This is a genomic window from Paenibacillus sp. IHBB 10380 (genome assembly GCF_000949425.1).
GTDB lineage: Bacteria > Bacillota > Bacilli > Paenibacillales > Paenibacillaceae > Paenibacillus_AQ.
The window spans coordinates 868515-886552 of record NZ_CP010976.1; the positions used below are offsets into that span (position 1 = coordinate 868515).

The window sequence follows — 18038 nt, forward strand, 5'->3', positions numbered from 1 at the left end:
GAATCCATGGATATTCAATTATTATTACTTACAATCGGTGTATCTTTTATTCTTGCGGTTATATCCGCACCATTACTCATACCCTTGCTACGGCGTATGAAGTTTGGACAACAGGTTCGAGATGATGGTCCACAAAGCCATTTGAAAAAATCAGGCACTCCAACAATGGGTGGAGTAGTCATATTATTAGCATTTACGTTGTCTTATTTGAAATTTTCTGTTATCAATACAGATTTCTATGTTTTATTGGTTGCAACACTTGGATTTGGATTGATTGGTTTTCTAGATGACTATATTAAAGTGGTATTCAAGCGTTCCTTAGGATTAACGGCACGTCAGAAATTATTGGGACAATTACTTTGTTCCGCTGTGATCTGTTATTTATTATTTCAAAATGGTCATGATACCTCGATCAGTATTCCAGGCACATCATTTTCATGGGATTGGGGCGGTTTTTTCTATTATCCTTTTATTGTGATTATGTTGTTGGCTATTAGTAACGCTGTCAATTTCACGGATGGATTGGATGGGTTGTTATCTGGGGTAAGTGCAATTGCTTTAGGAGCGTTCGCTGTGGTTGCTATGCAAGCCACATCGCTTCCTGCCGCTTTTTGTGCGGCAGCGATGATCGGGGCTGTACTAGGGTTTCTTGTATTTAATGCACATCCTGCGAAAGTTTTTATGGGAGATACAGGATCACTCGGTATTGGTGGTGCTATTGCAGGGATTGCGATTGTTACGAAGAGTGAATTATTGTTCCTTATTATTGGTGGAGTATTTGTTATTGAGATGCTTTCCGTTGTTTTACAGGTGGCTTCATTTAAGACTCGAGGTAAACGTATTTTCAAAATGAGTCCGATTCATCATCACTTTGAACTTAGTGGATGGTCGGAATGGCGTGTAGTCATTACGTTCTGGGCTGTAGGTCTAGTGCTTGCAGGTCTTGGACTTTATATTAACAAGGGGTTGTAATTATGGATCAACTAGAGTCATACAGAGGAAAAAAAGTCATCGTTCTTGGCCTCGCTAGAAGTGGAGTTCAAGTCGCCAAAGTGTTACATGAGCTAGGGGCTTTGGTGACCGTCAATGATCGTAAGGAAAAAGAAGAATGTCCCGAAGCATCTGAATTAGAGGCTTTGGGAATTTGTGTTATTTACGGAGGTCATCCCGATGACCTTATTCATGATGAGATTTCGCTAGTCGTCAAAAATCCAGGAATCCCTTATTCAGTTCCTCCTGTGCAACAAGCAATGGAATTAGGCATTGAGGTTGTGACAGAAGTTGAGATTGCCTATTATCTATGCCAAGCTCCCATTATTGGCATAACAGGCTCTAATGGTAAAACAACAACTACGACTTGGGTTGGTAATATTCTTGAAGCTGCTGGATTATCTCCTATTGTGGCTGGAAACATTGGGACTCCGCTTTGTGAAGCGGCTCTAGAAGCCACAGAGGACAATTGGATGGTAGTTGAACTAAGTAGCTTTCAATTAAAAGGAACGCAGCAATTTCGCCCTCGTATAGGGTGTCTGTTGAATGTAGCAGAGACACATCTAGATTATCATGGAGGCATGGAAGACTATGTGTCTTCTAAAGCAAATATGTTTGCTAATCAGACAGAAGAGGATATCGCTATCCTTAACTGGGATGATCCATACTGTCGTAGTCTCGTGCCGTATGTTAAAGCAACCATTTTACCCATTTCCATGAATGAAGAATTAGTAGAAGGTGTGTATGTTTGCCCACCTTTTATTATGAATACTGAAGACGCGTTGTCACGTCATATTGTGTATCGGGATGGGGCGGGAACGGTTCATCAGATCATTCATGTAGAGGAAATTGGTATTCCAGGGCGATTCAATGTGGAGAATGCATTGGCAGCTTGTGCTATCGCTATAGCAGCAGGTGTCGAAATACAACAATTGACGGCTCCTCTTTCTTCTTTCCGTGGTGTCGAACACCGATTAGAGTTTGTGAAGAATATGAAGAAAGTGGCTTATTACAACAACTCCAAAGCAACGAATTCGAAAGCAACGACCATGGCTCTAACTTCTTTCAATAGTCCGATTGTGCTGATTGCAGGGGGGCTAGACCGTGGTTCTGATTATATGGAGCTTTTGGACGTTCTTAGTGAACGTGTTAAGGCTGTAGTGTTACTTGGGGAGACCAAGGAAAAAATAGCTAAAGTAGCGGAACTTGCGGGATTAAAGAAAATTTCTATCGTCGATACTGATGAGGACGCCGCCACCACACTTATACAAGCTGTGAAAGAAGCAGCTGCCTTTGCGGATGATGGGGATACTGTTCTTCTGTCTCCTGCTTGTGCTAGTTGGGATATGTTTGCTTCGTATGAAGAGCGTGGACGCATTTTTAAAGAGGCGGTGCATAATCTTTAAGTAGGGGGGTGTGTGGATAAGCCCCTACTTTAACGCAAGAGGTGGCCTCATCATGAATAAGACACGCCCGGCGCCAGATTTATGGCTCCTTATATGTATTTTGGGTTTGCTCACGATTGGAATTGTTATGGTCTATAGCGCTGGCTCTGTACTTGGCTTTCATGACTATGGAGATTCATACTATTTCGTTAAGCGTCAGTTGTTATTTGCAGGATTAGGACTCATTTCCATGTTTATAACAGCTAATGTAGATTATCATTTTTGGCATAAGTATGCGAAAATTGGACTGTTGGTGTGCTTTGTCCTCCTCATTATTGTCCTTATTCCAGGGATCGGTAATGTTCGGGGTGGAGCTCGAAGTTGGCTTGGAATCAGTTCCTTTGGTATTCAACCTTCAGAATTCATGAAGTTAGGGATGATTCTATTTCTAGCGAAATGGCTTAGTCATGAGCAATTTGATATTACTTCTTTTACAAAAGGGCTGTTACCTCCCTTAGGTCTAATTGGTACAGCTTTCGGACTTATTATGTTACAGCCAGATTTGGGTACGGGCACGGTTATGTTAGGTGCTTCACTTATGATTGTATTTACAGCAGGTGCGAAGCTTAAGCATTTGGCATTGTTTGGTTTAGCTGGTGTTGTAGGGTTTGCAGGATTAATTATCGCAGCACCTTATCGCTTGCTTAGAATTACAGCATTCCTTGATCCGTGGTCAGACCCTCTAGGGGCAGGTTATCAGATTATTCAATCTCTATATGCTGTTGGTCCTGGAGGTCTCGGAGGGCTGGGGCTTGGTATGAGTAGGCAAAAATATAGCTATGTGCCAGAACCACAAACAGACTTTATTTTCTCCATATTAGCTGAGGAACTCGGGTTTGTTGGCGGATTGATCGTGCTCTTATTGTTTCTAATTCTAGTGTGGCGTGGTATGCGTATCGCCATGACAATACAGAATGGTTTTGGTAGCTTGCTTGCCGTAGGTATTGCAGGAATGGTTGCTGTTCAAGTTATCATTAATATTGGAGTTGTTATTGGTTTAATGCCAGTGACGGGCATCACGCTACCTTTAATTAGTTATGGAGGATCTTCACTGACGCTCATGCTGACAGCTCTTGGTATTCTACTAAATTTATCCCGTTATGCGAGGTGAACAGCATGCGTATCGTTCTAACTGGTGGCGGAACTGGGGGACATATCTATCCAGCCCTTGCTATAGCAAGACAATGTGAACAAGAAGAAATGAATTCACAATTCTTATATATTGGTGGACAGCGTGGATTAGAGAGCAAATTGATCCCTCAGGAGAATATTCCTTTCGAATCTATCGATATTTCGGGCTTTCGACGGAAATTATCATTGGAGAATGTTAAGACTGTGATCCGCTTTGTAAAGGGTGTTAAAATATCCAAACGTTTTTTATCTACATTCAAGCCGGATATCGTGGTAGGCACAGGAGGCTATGTATGTGGTCCTGTTGTATATGCTGCTGCTAGATTGGGTATTCCGACAATCATTCATGAGCAGAATGCGATTCCAGGACTTACGAATGCTTTTCTAAGCCGATATGTTAGTACGGTTGCGGTAAGTTTCCCTAATTCAGAATCGTTTTTTCCTAAAGCAAAGCGTGTTATTTATACAGGTAATCCTAGAGCTACAATTGTGCATTCAGCCAATAGAGACAGAGGATTCGCTACGTTAGGTATTCCTATGGATAGCTCAGTAGTACTTATTGTAGGGGGCAGCCGTGGAGCTAAAGCAATTAATGAAGCTATGATTCAAATGGCTCCTCTTTTGGATACATTAAAGCATATCCATTTCGTATATGTCACGGGAGATTCTTATTTTGATGTAACACGTGAGGAGATCCGTAGTAAGCTTGGGAGTATGCCGAATTATCTTCACGTACTTCCTTATGTGCATAATATGCCTGAAGTGCTTGCGGCTACTTCCTTAATCGTTAATCGTGCGGGAGCTTCATTCTTGGCAGAAATTAATTCACTGGGAATACCTTCTATTCTTATTCCTTCTCCTAACGTAACCAATAATCATCAAGAGGCTAACGCTAGGCAGTTGGAGAAGGTGGGAGCGGCCCAAGTGATTGTAGAAAAAGAATTAACAGGAAATCAGCTTTTTCAGTCCATCGCAGGTATTATGGGGAATTTGGACGTTCATAGAGCGATGTCTGAGTCATCTCGCATGCTAGGCAAACCGGATTCCGCTAATTTAATCGTTGAAGAAATGCGGAGTTTGTCAAGAAGAGTTTAAAAGACAGTGCCGATTGTCACACACCTATGTACGATGACATAAGATATCTTATAATCGTGACAATCGCCCAAGGACACGGCATTATCGCACTAGGAACGCAAATCTTCTCCTAATTCACTGAGAGATGGCATTATTCGGTTTGAAGTTAAGGAGGTCTTTACGTTGCAGCAATGGATATCGCTATTATCGGAGTTAAACGTCGGGGATATTTACCTGAATGAACCACTCGCTAGACATACAACATGGAGAATCGGTGGACCTGCCGATGCTCTGATCATTCCTAAAACCAGAGAACAGCTACAGGAACTTATTACGCTACTTCATCAACAGGAGATTCCCTGGATGCAGATTGGCCGCGGCTCCAATATGCTTGTGTCTGATAAAGGAATTCGTGGTGCAGTCATCAAGCTGGGCTCTGATCTGGAATATGCTAATTTTCAGGAGGATGTTGTAACTGCGGGTGGTGGGTGCTCTTTTGTGAAATTGAGCATTATGGCAGGTAAGCGAGGATTAACTGGTTTGGAGTTCGCAGCGGGCATTCCCGGTTCTGTCGGTGGAGCCGTATACATGAATGCCGGAGCCCATGGGTCTGATGTGTCACGCATATTTAAGTCCGCTGAGATTGTACTAAATACAGGTGAAATGGTGTCTTATGCTGCTGAGGATATGACTTTTGAATATCGTCATTCTATTCTACATGAGCGCAAGGGAATTGTAGTGGAAGCTACATTTGAGCTTAACCATGGCGTGCGTACGGAGATAGCGGAGACTATGGCATCTTACAAAGATCGACGTCGTCGTACGCAACCACTGCAACTGCCTTGTGCAGGCAGTGTGTTCCGTAATCCGCCAGGCGATCATGCAGCCAGACTCATTGAGGCTGCTAATCTTAAGGGTTATGGTGTTGGTGGAGCAGAAGTATCCGTGCAGCATGCCAATTTCATTGTAAACACTGGTCAAGCTACAGCAGAGGACGTGCTCGCCCTCATGCACGAAATTCAGGAAAAAATTTATTCTGAGCAGGGTATCTCGTTGGTACCTGAAGTATTCGTAATGGGTGAGCGGTAAACTCGGAGGTGATACATTGGACAAATTGGTGATTGAGGGAGGCAAATCTCTATCAGGAACCGTACGTATCCATGGAGCAAAGAATGCCGCACTGCCTATATTAGCGGCAAGTTTGCTAGCTGATGGTGAAGTTCATTTGACGAATGTTCCACATTTATTGGACATTGAAGTTATGTTGAATATTCTGAATCGGCTTGGTTGTCAAACACGGCATGAACAAGAGGAAGTTATTGTGGATACGGCGTCCGCCAATTCGTTTCATGTACCGGATGATTTAATGAAGCAGATGCGATCATCCATTTTTCTAATGGGGCCTTTACTTTCCCGTTTCGGGGAAGTGAACATTTATCAACCGGGTGGTTGTGCGATCGGAGAACGGAAAATTGACCTTCATTTGCAAGGATTAAAAGCTCTAGGGGCTGAGATTCAAGAAGTAGATGGTCAAATCCATTGCAAAGCTAGCAAGCTTATAGGAGCGGATGTCCATATGGACTTTCCGAGTGTAGGTGCAACCGAGAATATTATGATGGCCGCAGCAAGGGCTGAAGGAACTACGACCATTACCAATGCTGCGAGAGAACCTGAGATACAGGACCTTCAGAATTTCCTGAATCAGATGGGAGCTAACATTATCGGTGCAGGAACAGATACGATAACTATTCAAGGAGTTACTCAATTATTTCCCTGTAGTTATGAAGTGATTCCGGATCGGATTGTTGCGGGTACTGTTATGATCGCTGCAGCGGTGACACGTGGTTGTGTAACACTAACGCATTGTAATCCAGCTCACCTAACCTCTCTTATTCATGTTCTCAAGCGGGCTGGTGTTCAAATTGGTGTCTGCAATGATATAATGAACATTAGCTGCATGAGCCGTCCTAAAGCGGTAGAGCGGATTATTACTTCACCTTATCCATCTTTTCCTACAGATCTGCAATCTCAAGTCATGGTCCTACTATCTTTGGCTGATGGATTAAGCTGTATGAAAGAAACGGTATTTGAAGGACGCTTTAAGCATGTCAATGAGCTCGCAGTAATGGGAGCTGACATTTCCGTAGACCTCAATTGTGCTTTCATAAGAGGTGTTAAAAGGTTGTATGGTGCAACCGTAGAAGCTACTGATTTAAGAGCCGGTGCGGCTCTTGTTATTGCAGGTTTAGCTGCACAGGGTAAAACCGTTGTGGAGCAGGTGCACCACATTGACCGAGGATACGATCATATTGAAAAGTTGTTCCAGAAATTAGGGGCCGATATTCAAAGGCATACTCCGGTACTCAAACAGTTAGATTTGGCCAATTAAAGTCCTGATTATCCCCTTCGATACGAGGAGGGGATAAGGGGCATTTTATGGAGAGTTGCTATGACACGATCGCATATTCCAGTTTTGAAAGAAAAAAAACCAAAAAAAATGAAAACAAGCCGCAAAATTATTATCATTTTGATGTTTCTTTTTATCGCGTTGCTTGCTGTACTTTTTTTTCGTTCTCCTATAAGCCAAATTTCTGAAATTAATTTTCAGGGAAATACATTCACCTCTCGTGATCAATTACTTCAACAAGGTAAGGTTGCGGTGGGAGATCAGTTTTTTGGATTGTCTACATCTACATTGACAGAACGCTTGGAGGGAATTAATTCAATTAAATTAGTTAAAGTGGACAAGCAGTTTCCTGGGACAATTCATGTGCAAATTGAGGAATATCCAACAGTGGCCTATGAATTAGGAAAAGATGGTGTTCTTGAAGCTATTCTATCGAATGGAGCACTAGTTTCGGTCGGGAGTAGTGGTATTGCAGTAGAGAAGCCTATATTGACCCAATGGAGCCCTGATGATCCTAACAAAATAAAGCTAAGTCAAGTACTAGGGCAAATCCCTAATCAATTAACTTCTGATATTTCCGAAATCATTCCATCACCTACTACATCTTTTTCAGATAGAATCAAGATCTATACTAGGTCTGGATTTGAAGTGATTACGGCAATATCATTACTTAGTGACAAAGTGGAATATCTCAATCAAGTGATTGAAACGCAAGAAGCTGGCCTCATCACGATGCTTGAAGCAGATACTTATGAATCATTTCCTTCTGTAAAAAGTGAAGTGTTAGATGAGGAAGGTACTACTAATGAATAACAAATAATGCTACAATGAAAATTATGAGTAAGCGCGTTCTCCTTTTTTTATTTATATGAATTTTATACTAGTAGAAAATCAACGCTAATATTAAAAAAAATGTTGAAAAAAGAGGGAAAGTTTAGAAGGTTGTTGAATAGGTACAAAGTGTATTTTCAAACAAACTTGAAAGTGATTTTGAAGTCATACCTATCCATTTTTCTAACGGTAAACAAGCGGTTTGATGCCGTAGTTGTTTATTCTTAAATTTGTTAGTCATTACGATAAAACAGGAGGTGCCACAGTTGAGCAACAATGACATCATTGTTAGTTTGGACATCGGTACATCCAAAGTTCGTGCTATTATTGGGGAAGTGAATAATGGAACCTTTAATATTATTGGAGTTGGATCTGCCGACTCAGAGGGAATACGCAAAGGCGCAATTGTAGATATTGATCATACCGTACAATCCATCCGTAGTGCAGTTGAACATGCGGAACGTATGGTCGGTATTCAAATATCTGAAGTATATGTCGGCATTTCTGGGAATCATATTGGACTTCAATCTAGCCACGGAGTTGTGGCTGTGTCGAACGAGGATCGGGAAATCGGGGAAGAAGATATTGAACGTGTGCTTAAAGCGGCAGAAGTTGTCGCACTCCCTCCAGATCGGGAAATTATTGATGTGTTTGCTAAACAGTACGTAGTAGACGGTCTCGAAGGGATTCAAGATCCACGGGGTATGATTGGTGTCCGTCTAGAAGTAGAAGCCATCATCATTACCGGCGCTAAGACAGCTATACATAATCTTTTGCGTTGTGTAGAGAAATCGGGTCTGAAGATCAAAGATTTGGTCTTGATGTCATTGGGTGCTGGACAAATGGCTTTATCCAAGGATGAGAAAACGATGGGTTCTGTTCTTGTAGATATCGGTGCAGGAACGACGAGTATTGCTATCTTTGAAGGCGGAACGATGGTAGCGAATTCTACACTTCCTATTGGAGGGGAGTACGTAACTAACGATATTGCCTATGGATTACGGACGTTGACTGATCAAGCTGAGAAAGTGAAGTTGAAATATGGATGTGCTGTCATTGAGGATGCTGCTCCAGATGTTATATTTAAAGTAACTCGCATTGGTAGCAACGTAGAAAAGGAATTCACACAGCAGGATTTGGCTGCCATTATTGAGCCTCGAATCCAAGAAATATTCCATCTCCTTCATCAAGAAGTGAAACGTCTAGGTTACAGTGAGCTTCCTGGAGGTTATATACTAACGGGAGGTACGGTATCTATGCCTGGAGTTCTGCAGGTAGCACAAGTTGAACTTGCTGCTTCTGTCCGTATTGCTGTGCCGGATTATATCGGGGTCAGAGATCCAGGATTCACTAGTGGTGTTGGTATACTCTACAATGTGATACGGAATATCCGTGTGCGTAGTAATACTACTGTGAGCAATAAAAAACCACCAAACCGCAACAATAAAGCAAATCCTGCGTCCAATCAAGGGAAGCCCCAAAAACCAGGTTTGGTAGAACGCGTCAAAAACATGTTCAGTGAATTTATATAAGGTGTTCATATAAGAGTGAACGGACCATCCATGCACAAAGAGGGGGAGATGGAATAGTATGTTGGAATTTGACTTTGAAATGGAGAGTTTAGCCCAAATAAAAGTGATTGGTGTAGGGGGTGGAGGCAGTAATGCTGTAAACCGAATGATCGAGAATGGTGTACAGGGTGTAGAATTCATTACTGTAAATACCGACGCTCAAGCCTTGCATATGGCTAAATCAGAACACAAATTACAAATTGGAGACAAGCTTACAAGAGGTCTCGGAGCTGGTGCCAATCCTGAGGTAGGAAAGAAAGCAGCGGAAGAGTCTCGTGACTTGATCTCGAACACATTGAAGGGTGCCGATATGGTATTCGTTACTGCAGGAATGGGTGGCGGTACAGGTACGGGTGCAGCTCCTGTCATTGCTGAGATTGCTAGAGAGTGTGGAGCGTTAACAGTCGGAGTGGTTACACGTCCTTTTACGTTTGAAGGTCGTAAACGTTTCTCACAAGCAGAACTAGGAATTGAAGCTCTGAAAGAAAAAGTTGACACTTTAATCGTTATTCCAAATGATCGTTTGTTGGAAATTGTAGATAAGAAGACACCTATGCTGGAAGCATTCCGTGAAGCAGATAATGTTCTTCGTCAAGCAGTTCAAGGCATATCTGACCTCATTGCAGTTCCAGGTCTTATCAACCTTGACTTTGCAGACGTTAAGACGATCATGACTGAGCGCGGATCTGCTTTAATGGGTATCGGATTAGCTTCAGGTGAGAACCGTGCAGCAGAAGCAGCACGTAAGGCAATTATGAGTCCACTACTTGAGACTTCTATCGAAGGAGCTCGGGGTGTTATCATGAATATTACAGGGGGTTCTAATTTATCTCTGTATGAAGTGAATGAGGCTGCAGAGATTGTCACTTCAGCTTCTGATCCGGATGTGAATATGATCTTTGGTGCTATCATTGAAGAAGATATGAAGGAAGAGATTAAGGTGACGGTGATTGCTACTGGATTTGAGCATAAGCCATCCACGCAACATATGCCAATTCGTAAACCAGGAGCAGGAACGCCTGAGACTGAACCAACAGACAATCGTAGTAACAATTTACGACCTTTTGGTAATCAGCCAAGCAATGAACAGTTGGATATTCCGACCTTCTTGCGAAATCGTTCCCGTCAGAACAACGATTAACTTTCCTATATAGTTCAAAAAAAAAGCCCGTTATTTCTTTCTAAAGAAATAACGGGCTTTTTTTAAATATAAGAAAGTATAAGTTTCAATATACTATGCTTAAATTTCTAAGAGAAACGATTACTGTCCCTTTAAGGACGGTCGTATCTTCTTGTTTGTTTATGGTATCGATCAAAGTTTGTCCTCCTTGTTTATCATGAGATATCTTGGTTCAAGTAACATCAATCGACAAAAAAAGTTCCGTGATCCCTCCTAGGTTTTGACAGACTTTGAAACATAATCTTCTTATACTAAACACATCTCCCAAAAATATAAAAGAAAACGAGTTGGATTCAGCGATTCTGAGGCTTCTTTGAAGATTCCAAGCGTTGATAGGTGAAGACAATGATTGTTTATATCGATCTTATTTTTATGACTAACCTACTTATCGATGGTTCTCTTCTATGGCTTACTGGCTGGATGCGTAAGATCACAATGCAGTGGTGGCGTATACTTCTATCGGCAGTGGTAGGGGCGTTATATGTCATGATGATGTTTGTACCACAGCTTTCTTTTATGTTTACCTTTCTAATAAAGTTTGGGCTTTCATTGATTATGCTGTTGGTGGCTTTTGGTTTTAGAAGTCTTCAAAACTATATACGTAATATAGGATCTTTCTATATTATCAATTTTGCAGCAGCTGGTGGAATTATTGGGATACATTATTTGTTGCAAAGTTCTAGTGAGTTATGGAGTGGGATTTGGTTTACGACATCAGGAGGTCTTTCTTTTGAATTGAAAATTGGGTTTTGGTTCATATTTATTGTTTTTTTTATCGTTATGATATGGTTCAAAATCGTACAGTCGTCAAGGAATAAATTAGTGAATAGGCATACTTATTTAGGAGAAGTGACAGTTCATATTGGGGGTCAAAGTGTGAGCTGCACAGGACTGTTGGATACAGGTAATCAATTAAGTGATCCATTAACACGGATGCCTGTAATGATCATGGAAGTGGCACTTTGGGAAGATCATCTACCTGCTTCTTGGAAGGGGAAATTGGCTGAAGGAGAAGCGGACAAACTAGTAGTTGAGCTTGGAGAGGATGAAAAATTCGCTTGGCAGGATCGGCTTAGACTTGTTCCATACCGTGGTGTCAACCGTGGCACTGCTTTTATGCTTGCGCTTAAACCCGACTCTGTTGAGGTTGTAATGGAGGGTAAGGTCACGATTACTACTAGGGTTCTTGTAGGCCTCGATAGTGGGATACTTTCGACGGAGAGAGCTTATAGGGCTATCATTCATCCTGACTTAGTACAGGAGGACAGTGCATCGCTAGAGGTGCATCACACGAAGTCAGCACCCGTTCCGCCTATTTAATATTGTAATAGTAAAAATGCTACGAAGTTAGTTTTCCTATGGAAAACTAAGCTCATGCTTACGAAGTTAGTTTTCCTAAGGAAAACTAAGCCCATGCTTACGAAGTTAGTTTTCCTAAGGAAAACTCTAGGAGGAGTATATATGATGGTTAAATGGAGATTAGTATTACAAGTTCAGTATTACCGAGTTCTTTTTTATTTAGGAATGAAAAGTGATGAAGTCTATTACATAGGAGGAAGCGAAGCACTCCCACCACCGTTAACGCGTGAGGAGGAGGAATATTTACTGCAAAGACTTTCTACTGGCGATGCGGCTATTCGCGCCATGCTGATTGAACGGAATCTACGATTAGTTGTGTACATTGCTCGTAAATTCGAGAATACAGGTATTAACATTGAGGATCTAGTATCTATCGGTGCTATAGGTCTAATTAAAGCTGTGAATACGTTTGACCCAGAGAAGAAAATTAAATTAGCAACTTATGCGTCACGTTGTATTGAGAATGAGATATTAATGTATTTACGTCGTAATAATAAAATTCGCAGTGAGGTTTCTTTTGATGAACCTTTGAACATTGATTGGGATGGAAACGAGCTATTACTCTCAGATGTACTTGGTACAGAGAATGATACAATCTATCGCAATATAGAAGAACAAGTAGACCGTAAATTACTGCATAAGGCACTCGATAAATTGAGTGAACGAGAACGGACGATTATGGAGCTTCGATTCGGATTACAGGATGGGGAAGAGAAAACACAAAAAGATGTAGCCGATATGTTGGGGATATCACAGTCCTATATATCGCGCTTGGAGAAGCGGATTATTAAAAGGTTACGTAAAGAATTTAATAAAATGGTGTAGCGGATTCATAATTATGAGGAATAAAATGAGCCTTCCGGGAGATAATGTACATTAATGTTTCTCCTTGGGAGGTAAATCATCATGACTCGAAACAAAGTCGAAATATGTGGCGTGGATACCGCGAAGTTACCGGTACTAACGAATGTAGAAATGCGGGAGTTGTTCCACAACCTTCAGCAAAATAATGAACGATCAGCTAGAGAAAAGTTGGTTAATGGTAATTTGAGGTTAGTACTCAGTGTGATACAAAGATTCAATAATCGGGGAGAGTTTGTCGATGATTTGTTCCAAGTGGGCTGCATTGGCCTAATGAAGGCTATTGATAATTTCGATTTAGGACAAAACGTAAAATTCTCAACGTATGCTGTACCTATGATCATTGGAGAAATCCGTCGATACTTGCGAGATAATAACCCTATTCGGGTATCACGTTCTTTACGTGATATTGCTTACAAGGCACTACAAGTTCGTGATTCCTTGACCAATCAGAATTCAAGGGAACCTACAATTTTTGAAATTTCTGCAGCGCTCAATGTGCCGAAGGAAGATGTTGTATTCGCTCTAGATGCTATTCAGGACCCTGTATCGTTATTTGAACCCATTTATCATGATGGGGGTGATCCTATTTACGTTATGGACCAGATTAGCGATGATCGAAATAAGGATGTATCCTGGATTGAGGAGATTGCTTTGCGTGAGGCAATGCATCGGTTAGGTCAACGCGAGAAAATGATATTATCTAAGCGTTTTTTTGAAGGGAAAACACAGATGGAAGTCGCTGAAGAAATAGGGATCTCGCAGGCTCAAGTATCAAGACTGGAGAAATCTGCTATCCAACAAATGCATAAATATGTGAAGACCTAAAGCGAAAATAAATATTAGTGAGATATTAGAGTCACAACAAATATCCAAAACGATCCCATCCGCGGATCGTTTTTTTATTTATCTTATGAAAACAAGACATTTTACGCATTAGTTACATATATTAACGATATACTATTTTTTCTTTGAGGTGTGATTATGTGATTCCAGAAAAACAAATGGTGGGGATAAAGATGAAAATCTCCGATTTTCAAACTAAAGATGTAATAAATATTGTGGATGGAAAACGATTAGGGCAGATAAGTGATTTAGAGCTTGATCTACGCCAGGGACGAATTGAGGCAATAGTGGTACCTACGAATAGTAGGTTTATGGGGATTTTTGGTGGGGGAAGTGATCTAATTATTCCGTGGCATAATATTGTGAAGATTGGATCGGATGTTGTTCTTGTGAAGATGGAGGAAGTAAAGGCAGCGCCAGAGGAGAATGAGAGGCTTGAAAGGGGAGATAGGAGATCGTATTAAGGGGAATTCAGACTCCTTAATATGGTACACTGAAATAGAGGTGAGGAGAATGGAACCGTTTGTAAAGAGAACAGATACTGAAGAAGCACTATTTATGTTAGAACCTTGGAAGCACTATAATGGGTTGACGGCTGGTTTTACAGGTAGGCATGGGGGTAGGGGCTCAATTCCATATGATAGCTTAAACTGTGCTTTCCATGTGGGAGATGACCCGACTGATGTTATAGATAATCGTAGTAAAGTTGCAGAGACGCTTGGATACTCTCTGGAGTCATGGACATGTGGCGAACAAGTGCATAGTCGTAACATCGCAATCGTGAGGGAAGAAGACGTTGGACGGGGTTGCCGTGATCGTACTTCTGCGATTCAGGACACGGATGGCTTGTTGACTAATGTTCCTGGTGTGCTTTTAACCTCATTCTATGCTGACTGTGTGCCATTGTATTTCTATGATCCTGTGAAGCAGGTTGTAGGTCTTGCGCATGCTGGTTGGAAGGGAACTGTAGCACAGATCGCATTGCATATGGTACAAAAGATGGAGCAGCAGTACGGTAGTCATGGTTATGATATTGTAGCCGCTATAGGTCCATCAATTGGTTCATGTTGCTATGAGGTTGATGATCAAGTGATGTCAAAGGTTTACGATTTAGAAAAAGTTGTTATGGATAATGAAAAGTATTCATCATCGTGGTATTCAAACAAAAAAAATGGAAAAACGATGCTTAACTTGAAAGAAATGAACCGACACCTTATGATAAAAGCAGGAATATTGCCGATTCATATCGAATGTACAACATGGTGTACAAGCTGCAATACCGATTTGTTCTTCTCCTTTCGTAAGGATGGCGGAGTTACAGGACGTATGGCAAGCTGGATTGGCTTAAAGTAAAGGTGGATTTTCAAATGACATTACAAGAACGGATAGAGGATGTAGAATTTCGCATAAATCAGGCTTGTCTTAGAAGTGGTAGGTCACGAGAAGAAGTTCATGTTATTGCTGTGACTAAGTATGTGTCCATGGATATGACAGCTGAGGTATTGAACCATCAAGAGCTAATGCATGTTGGGGAGAACCGCTGGCAAGACGCACAGGCTAAGTGGAACGAGTTAGGCCATTTAGGCATTTGGCATTTCATTGGACATCTTCAGACAAATAAGGTCAAAGATGTCATAGATAAATTTCAATATATTCATTCACTTGATCGATTTTCTCTGGCACAGGAATTAGAAAAGAAGGCGCAAGCGTTAGATATGGAAGTACAGACCTTCGTACAAGTGAACATTTCAGGAGAAGATACAAAGTATGGATTACAGCCTGATAAGGTAGCGGATTTCCTAAGAGAGATTCAAGATTTCACACATATTAAGGTTGTTGGATTAATGACTATGGCCCCGTTTGAGGGGAACGCTGAAGAAACACGTCCTGTATTCCGTGGATTAAGAGAACTTAGAGATGACCTTAACCGCCAGGCGTTAACACGTGAGCCGATTGTGGGTTTATCAATGGGGATGTCGAATGATTTCGAAGTGGCCATTGAAGAAGGGGCAACTTGGGTACGCCTAGGTACGATTCTAGTAGGAAAAGAGGAGGGGTAAGGATGGGTGTTATGAATCGATTCATGAATTTTATGGGGTTGCAAGAGGAAGAAGAAATCGTTGAACGTGAGCCACTTCCTTTTGACGAAGAAGAGCCCGAAGCTTCCAATTTAGAGCCGCGTAAGAATCAAAGAAATAACGTAGTTAGCATTCACTCACAGAAAAATGTTAAAGTAATACTACAAGAGCCACGTTCTTATGACGAAGCTCAAGAAATTGCCGACCACTTACGCTCTCATCGCACTGTAGTTGTTAATTTACAACGTGTACGCAATGACCAAGCGCTGAGAATTATTGATTTCTTGAGCGGTACAGTCTATGCTCTGAGTGGGAGTATATCCAAAATTGGGGGGAATATATTTCTATGCACCCCAGATACAGTTGAGATTCAAGGGAACATCTCAGAAATTTTAGCTGAAGATCTCCGACAATAACAAAAATGAGGTGAACCGAATTTGAATCAGGTTGAGCGGATTATTGATGCTTTATACAACATTTATTTTTACATGATCGTTATTTACATTTTGATGTCTTGGCTTCCTAATTTACGTGAAAATTTCATAGGGGAACTGCTGGCTAAGCTAGTTGAACCTTACTTGGCTCCGTTCCGTAAATTTATTCCACCGATTATGGGGTTGCTTGATATTTCACCAGTGATTGCATTATTCGTATTGCAATTTGCGCTAGTGGGATTGAAGGGGATTCTTCGTTACATCTTCTGGTAAGTAATGATATGAGACTAGATATCCAAGAACATTTTCATCCGGATGAACGCGATTTCGTGGACAAAGCATGGGAATGGGTCGTTAATGCTGGAGAATATCATGAATTAAAGTTAACTGATTTTTTGGATCCGAGACAGGCTTTTATACTTCAGACACTCGTTAATCGGCATCCAGATGTACATATGGCATTGAATGGTGGATGCGACGGGGCCGAAAGATGTCGTGCGATTGTTGCCCCTGATTATAGGGAACTTGATAATGAAGATATGGGGTTGTCAGTACTAAGCGTACACTCTGGAGATCAGAAGTTTCTTGAACTTGATCATGGGGATTATATGGGTTCAATTCTAAGCCTAGGTATTAAGCGTAGTAAGATCGGTGACATTCATGTGCTTGACGATGGCTGCCATACAGTTGTGAGTCAAGATATTGCTTCTTATCTCCAAATGAATTTAATTCAAGTGCATCGTATCCATGTGCAGAGTGAGATTTTGCCGCTTGAATTACTGCGGACAAGCCAAGTCTCACTCGAAACTGTGGACATTACGGTCGCTTCTTTGCGTCTAGACGGAATTAGCAGCGATGCGTACCGATTGAGTCGAAGTAAAATACTGGTACCGATCAAAGCTGGACGTTGTCGGGTGAATTGGAAGGTTATAGAAGATCCCTCCACTTCTTTAAAAGAAGGGGATATCATCTCCATTCAAGGCTTGGGGCGTTTCAAGGTGATGGTAGTCAGTGGGGTGACTAAAAAAGGACGATATCGTGTACAAATTGGCAAATTTGTATAACCTCTTTGCAGGAAGTCAGCTTTTCTTGTCGAATTAAATTATGCTAAGTGGTACTTAACAAACTAGTTGTTATGACCGATACATTCAAGGTAAGTTAAATTTAATTACATGATTACTGAGATTTCTAGGAGGTGCACACCTAATGCCATTAACACCATTGGACATACATAACAAAGAATTTGGACGCCGAATTCGTGGTTATGATGAAGATGAAGTTAACGAATTTTTGGATCAAGTTATCAAAGACTATGAGAGTGTTATTCGTGAGAACAAGGAACTTCATAACCAAATGATTATGATTCAGGAGAGATTGGATCACTTCACGAATATTGAAGATACGCTTTCTAAGACGATTATCGTAGCTCAAGAAGCTGCGGATGATGTGAAGAGTAATTCTAAGAAAGAAGCTCAGCTCATTATTAAGGAGTCCGAGAAGAACGCGGATCGAATTATTAATGAGGCTTTATCTAAATCACGTAGAATTTCTATCGAAATAGAAGAGCTGAAGAAGCAAGCATCTATTTATCGGACACGCTTCCGTTCGTTAGTCGAAGCGCAGTTAGAACTTCTAAGCTTAGATGGTTGGGAATCACTGGAGAATCAGGAAGTGAATGAAGTAAAGGAAGTTAAGGAAGTGTATTAGGCTTCTGTTCGGGTTGACTTTTTGAGTAAAGAAAGCTATAAATATAGTCATAACTGATTTATTTCGTTTATATGTATTTGATGATGGGATAAGTACGATAGTGATCTGATCTCCAGAGAGTTGG

General features: G+C 41.2%; 19 protein-coding genes and 1 other annotated feature (1 of these 20 only partly in view). All 19 genes read left to right on the top strand.

The window, feature by feature from the left end:
• Nucleotides 1–6 precede the first annotated feature (6 nt).
• The 19 genes from mraY to UB51_RS03800 all read left to right on the top strand — a co-directional run bounded on the left by mraY (nt 7) and on the right by UB51_RS03800 (nt 17914).
• Entirely contained in the window at nt 7–972 is a 966-nt protein-coding gene (mraY, locus tag UB51_RS03710; protein ID WP_044876138.1) for a phospho-N-acetylmuramoyl-pentapeptide-transferase, read from the top strand.
• Nucleotides 973–974: 2 nt separating this feature from the next.
• Entirely contained in the window at nt 975–2396 is a 1422-nt protein-coding gene (gene murD, locus UB51_RS03715) for a UDP-N-acetylmuramoyl-L-alanine--D-glutamate ligase (protein WP_044876139.1), read from the top strand.
• A 52-nt stretch (nt 2397–2448) separates the two neighbouring features.
• A complete protein-coding gene (gene spoVE / locus UB51_RS03720; RefSeq protein WP_044876140.1) occupies nt 2449–3546 on the top strand; it encodes a stage V sporulation protein E in 1098 nt (365 codons plus the stop codon).
• Nucleotides 3547–3551: 5 nt separating this feature from the next.
• Nucleotides 3552–4661 carry an undecaprenyldiphospho-muramoylpentapeptide beta-N-acetylglucosaminyltransferase gene (gene murG / locus UB51_RS03725; RefSeq protein WP_044876141.1) on the top strand — a complete coding sequence of 370 codons (1110 nt, stop codon included), beginning with the start codon at nt 3552–3554 and terminating at the stop codon, nt 4659–4661.
• A 162-nt stretch (nt 4662–4823) separates the two neighbouring features.
• Nucleotides 4824–5729 (top strand): UDP-N-acetylmuramate dehydrogenase, encoded by a 906-nt coding sequence (gene murB / locus UB51_RS03730; protein WP_044876142.1) that lies wholly within the window; start codon nt 4824–4826, stop codon nt 5727–5729.
• Between the two features lie 16 nt (nt 5730–5745).
• Nucleotides 5746–7029, top strand: coding sequence for a UDP-N-acetylglucosamine 1-carboxyvinyltransferase (gene murA, locus UB51_RS03735; RefSeq protein WP_044876143.1), 1284 nt, complete (start codon nt 5746–5748; stop codon nt 7027–7029).
• Between the two features lie 60 nt (nt 7030–7089).
• Nucleotides 7090–7860: a cell division protein FtsQ/DivIB gene (locus UB51_RS03740; protein WP_044876144.1), complete on the top strand. Its 771-nt coding sequence runs from the start codon at nt 7090–7092 to the stop codon at nt 7858–7860.
• 284 nt (nt 7861–8144) lie between these two features.
• The gene (gene ftsA, locus UB51_RS03745; protein WP_044876145.1) at nt 8145–9410 is read left to right on the top strand and encodes a cell division protein FtsA; all 1266 of its coding nucleotides are present in this window, start codon (nt 8145–8147) and stop codon (nt 9408–9410) included.
• 58 nt (nt 9411–9468) lie between these two features.
• Nucleotides 9469–10590: a cell division protein FtsZ gene (gene ftsZ, locus UB51_RS03750; RefSeq protein WP_044876146.1), complete on the top strand. Its 1122-nt coding sequence runs from the start codon at nt 9469–9471 to the stop codon at nt 10588–10590.
• A gap of 384 nt (nt 10591–10974) precedes the next feature.
• On the top strand, nt 10975–11949 hold the full coding sequence (gene spoIIGA, locus UB51_RS03755) for a sigma-E processing peptidase SpoIIGA (protein ID WP_044876147.1): 975 nt from the start codon (nt 10975–10977) through the stop codon (nt 11947–11949).
• A 141-nt stretch (nt 11950–12090) separates the two neighbouring features.
• Entirely contained in the window at nt 12091–12813 is a 723-nt protein-coding gene (gene sigE / locus UB51_RS03760; RefSeq protein ID WP_044876148.1) for an RNA polymerase sporulation sigma factor SigE, read from the top strand.
• 81 nt (nt 12814–12894) lie between these two features.
• Nucleotides 12895–13677 carry an RNA polymerase sporulation sigma factor SigG gene (gene sigG / locus UB51_RS03765; protein WP_044876149.1) on the top strand — a complete coding sequence of 261 codons (783 nt, stop codon included), beginning with the start codon at nt 12895–12897 and terminating at the stop codon, nt 13675–13677.
• 176 nt (nt 13678–13853) lie between these two features.
• Complete coding sequence (locus UB51_RS03770) at nt 13854–14159, top strand: YlmC/YmxH family sporulation protein (protein ID WP_044879871.1); 306 nt, start codon at nt 13854–13856, stop codon at nt 14157–14159.
• Nucleotides 14160–14208: 49 nt separating this feature from the next.
• A complete protein-coding gene (gene pgeF, locus UB51_RS03775) occupies nt 14209–15048 on the top strand; it encodes a peptidoglycan editing factor PgeF (protein WP_044879872.1) in 840 nt (279 codons plus the stop codon).
• A 14-nt stretch (nt 15049–15062) separates the two neighbouring features.
• Nucleotides 15063–15755, top strand: a complete 693-nt coding sequence (locus UB51_RS03780; RefSeq protein ID WP_044876150.1) for a YggS family pyridoxal phosphate-dependent enzyme — start codon at nt 15063–15065, stop codon at nt 15753–15755.
• Nucleotides 15756–15757: 2 nt separating this feature from the next.
• Nucleotides 15758–16189: a cell division protein SepF gene (locus UB51_RS03785; protein WP_044876151.1), complete on the top strand. Its 432-nt coding sequence runs from the start codon at nt 15758–15760 to the stop codon at nt 16187–16189.
• A gap of 21 nt (nt 16190–16210) precedes the next feature.
• The gene (locus UB51_RS03790) at nt 16211–16480 is read left to right on the top strand and encodes a YggT family protein (protein ID WP_082063023.1); all 270 of its coding nucleotides are present in this window, start codon (nt 16211–16213) and stop codon (nt 16478–16480) included.
• An 8-nt stretch (nt 16481–16488) separates the two neighbouring features.
• Entirely contained in the window at nt 16489–17271 is a 783-nt protein-coding gene (locus UB51_RS03795) for a YlmH family RNA-binding protein (protein WP_044876152.1), read from the top strand.
• Between the two features lie 142 nt (nt 17272–17413).
• Nucleotides 17414–17914 carry a DivIVA domain-containing protein gene (locus UB51_RS03800; protein ID WP_044876153.1) on the top strand — a complete coding sequence of 167 codons (501 nt, stop codon included), beginning with the start codon at nt 17414–17416 and terminating at the stop codon, nt 17912–17914.
• A 71-nt stretch (nt 17915–17985) separates the two neighbouring features.
• Nucleotides 17986–18038: a binding site (T-box leader), on the top strand (it continues 220 nt past the right edge of the window).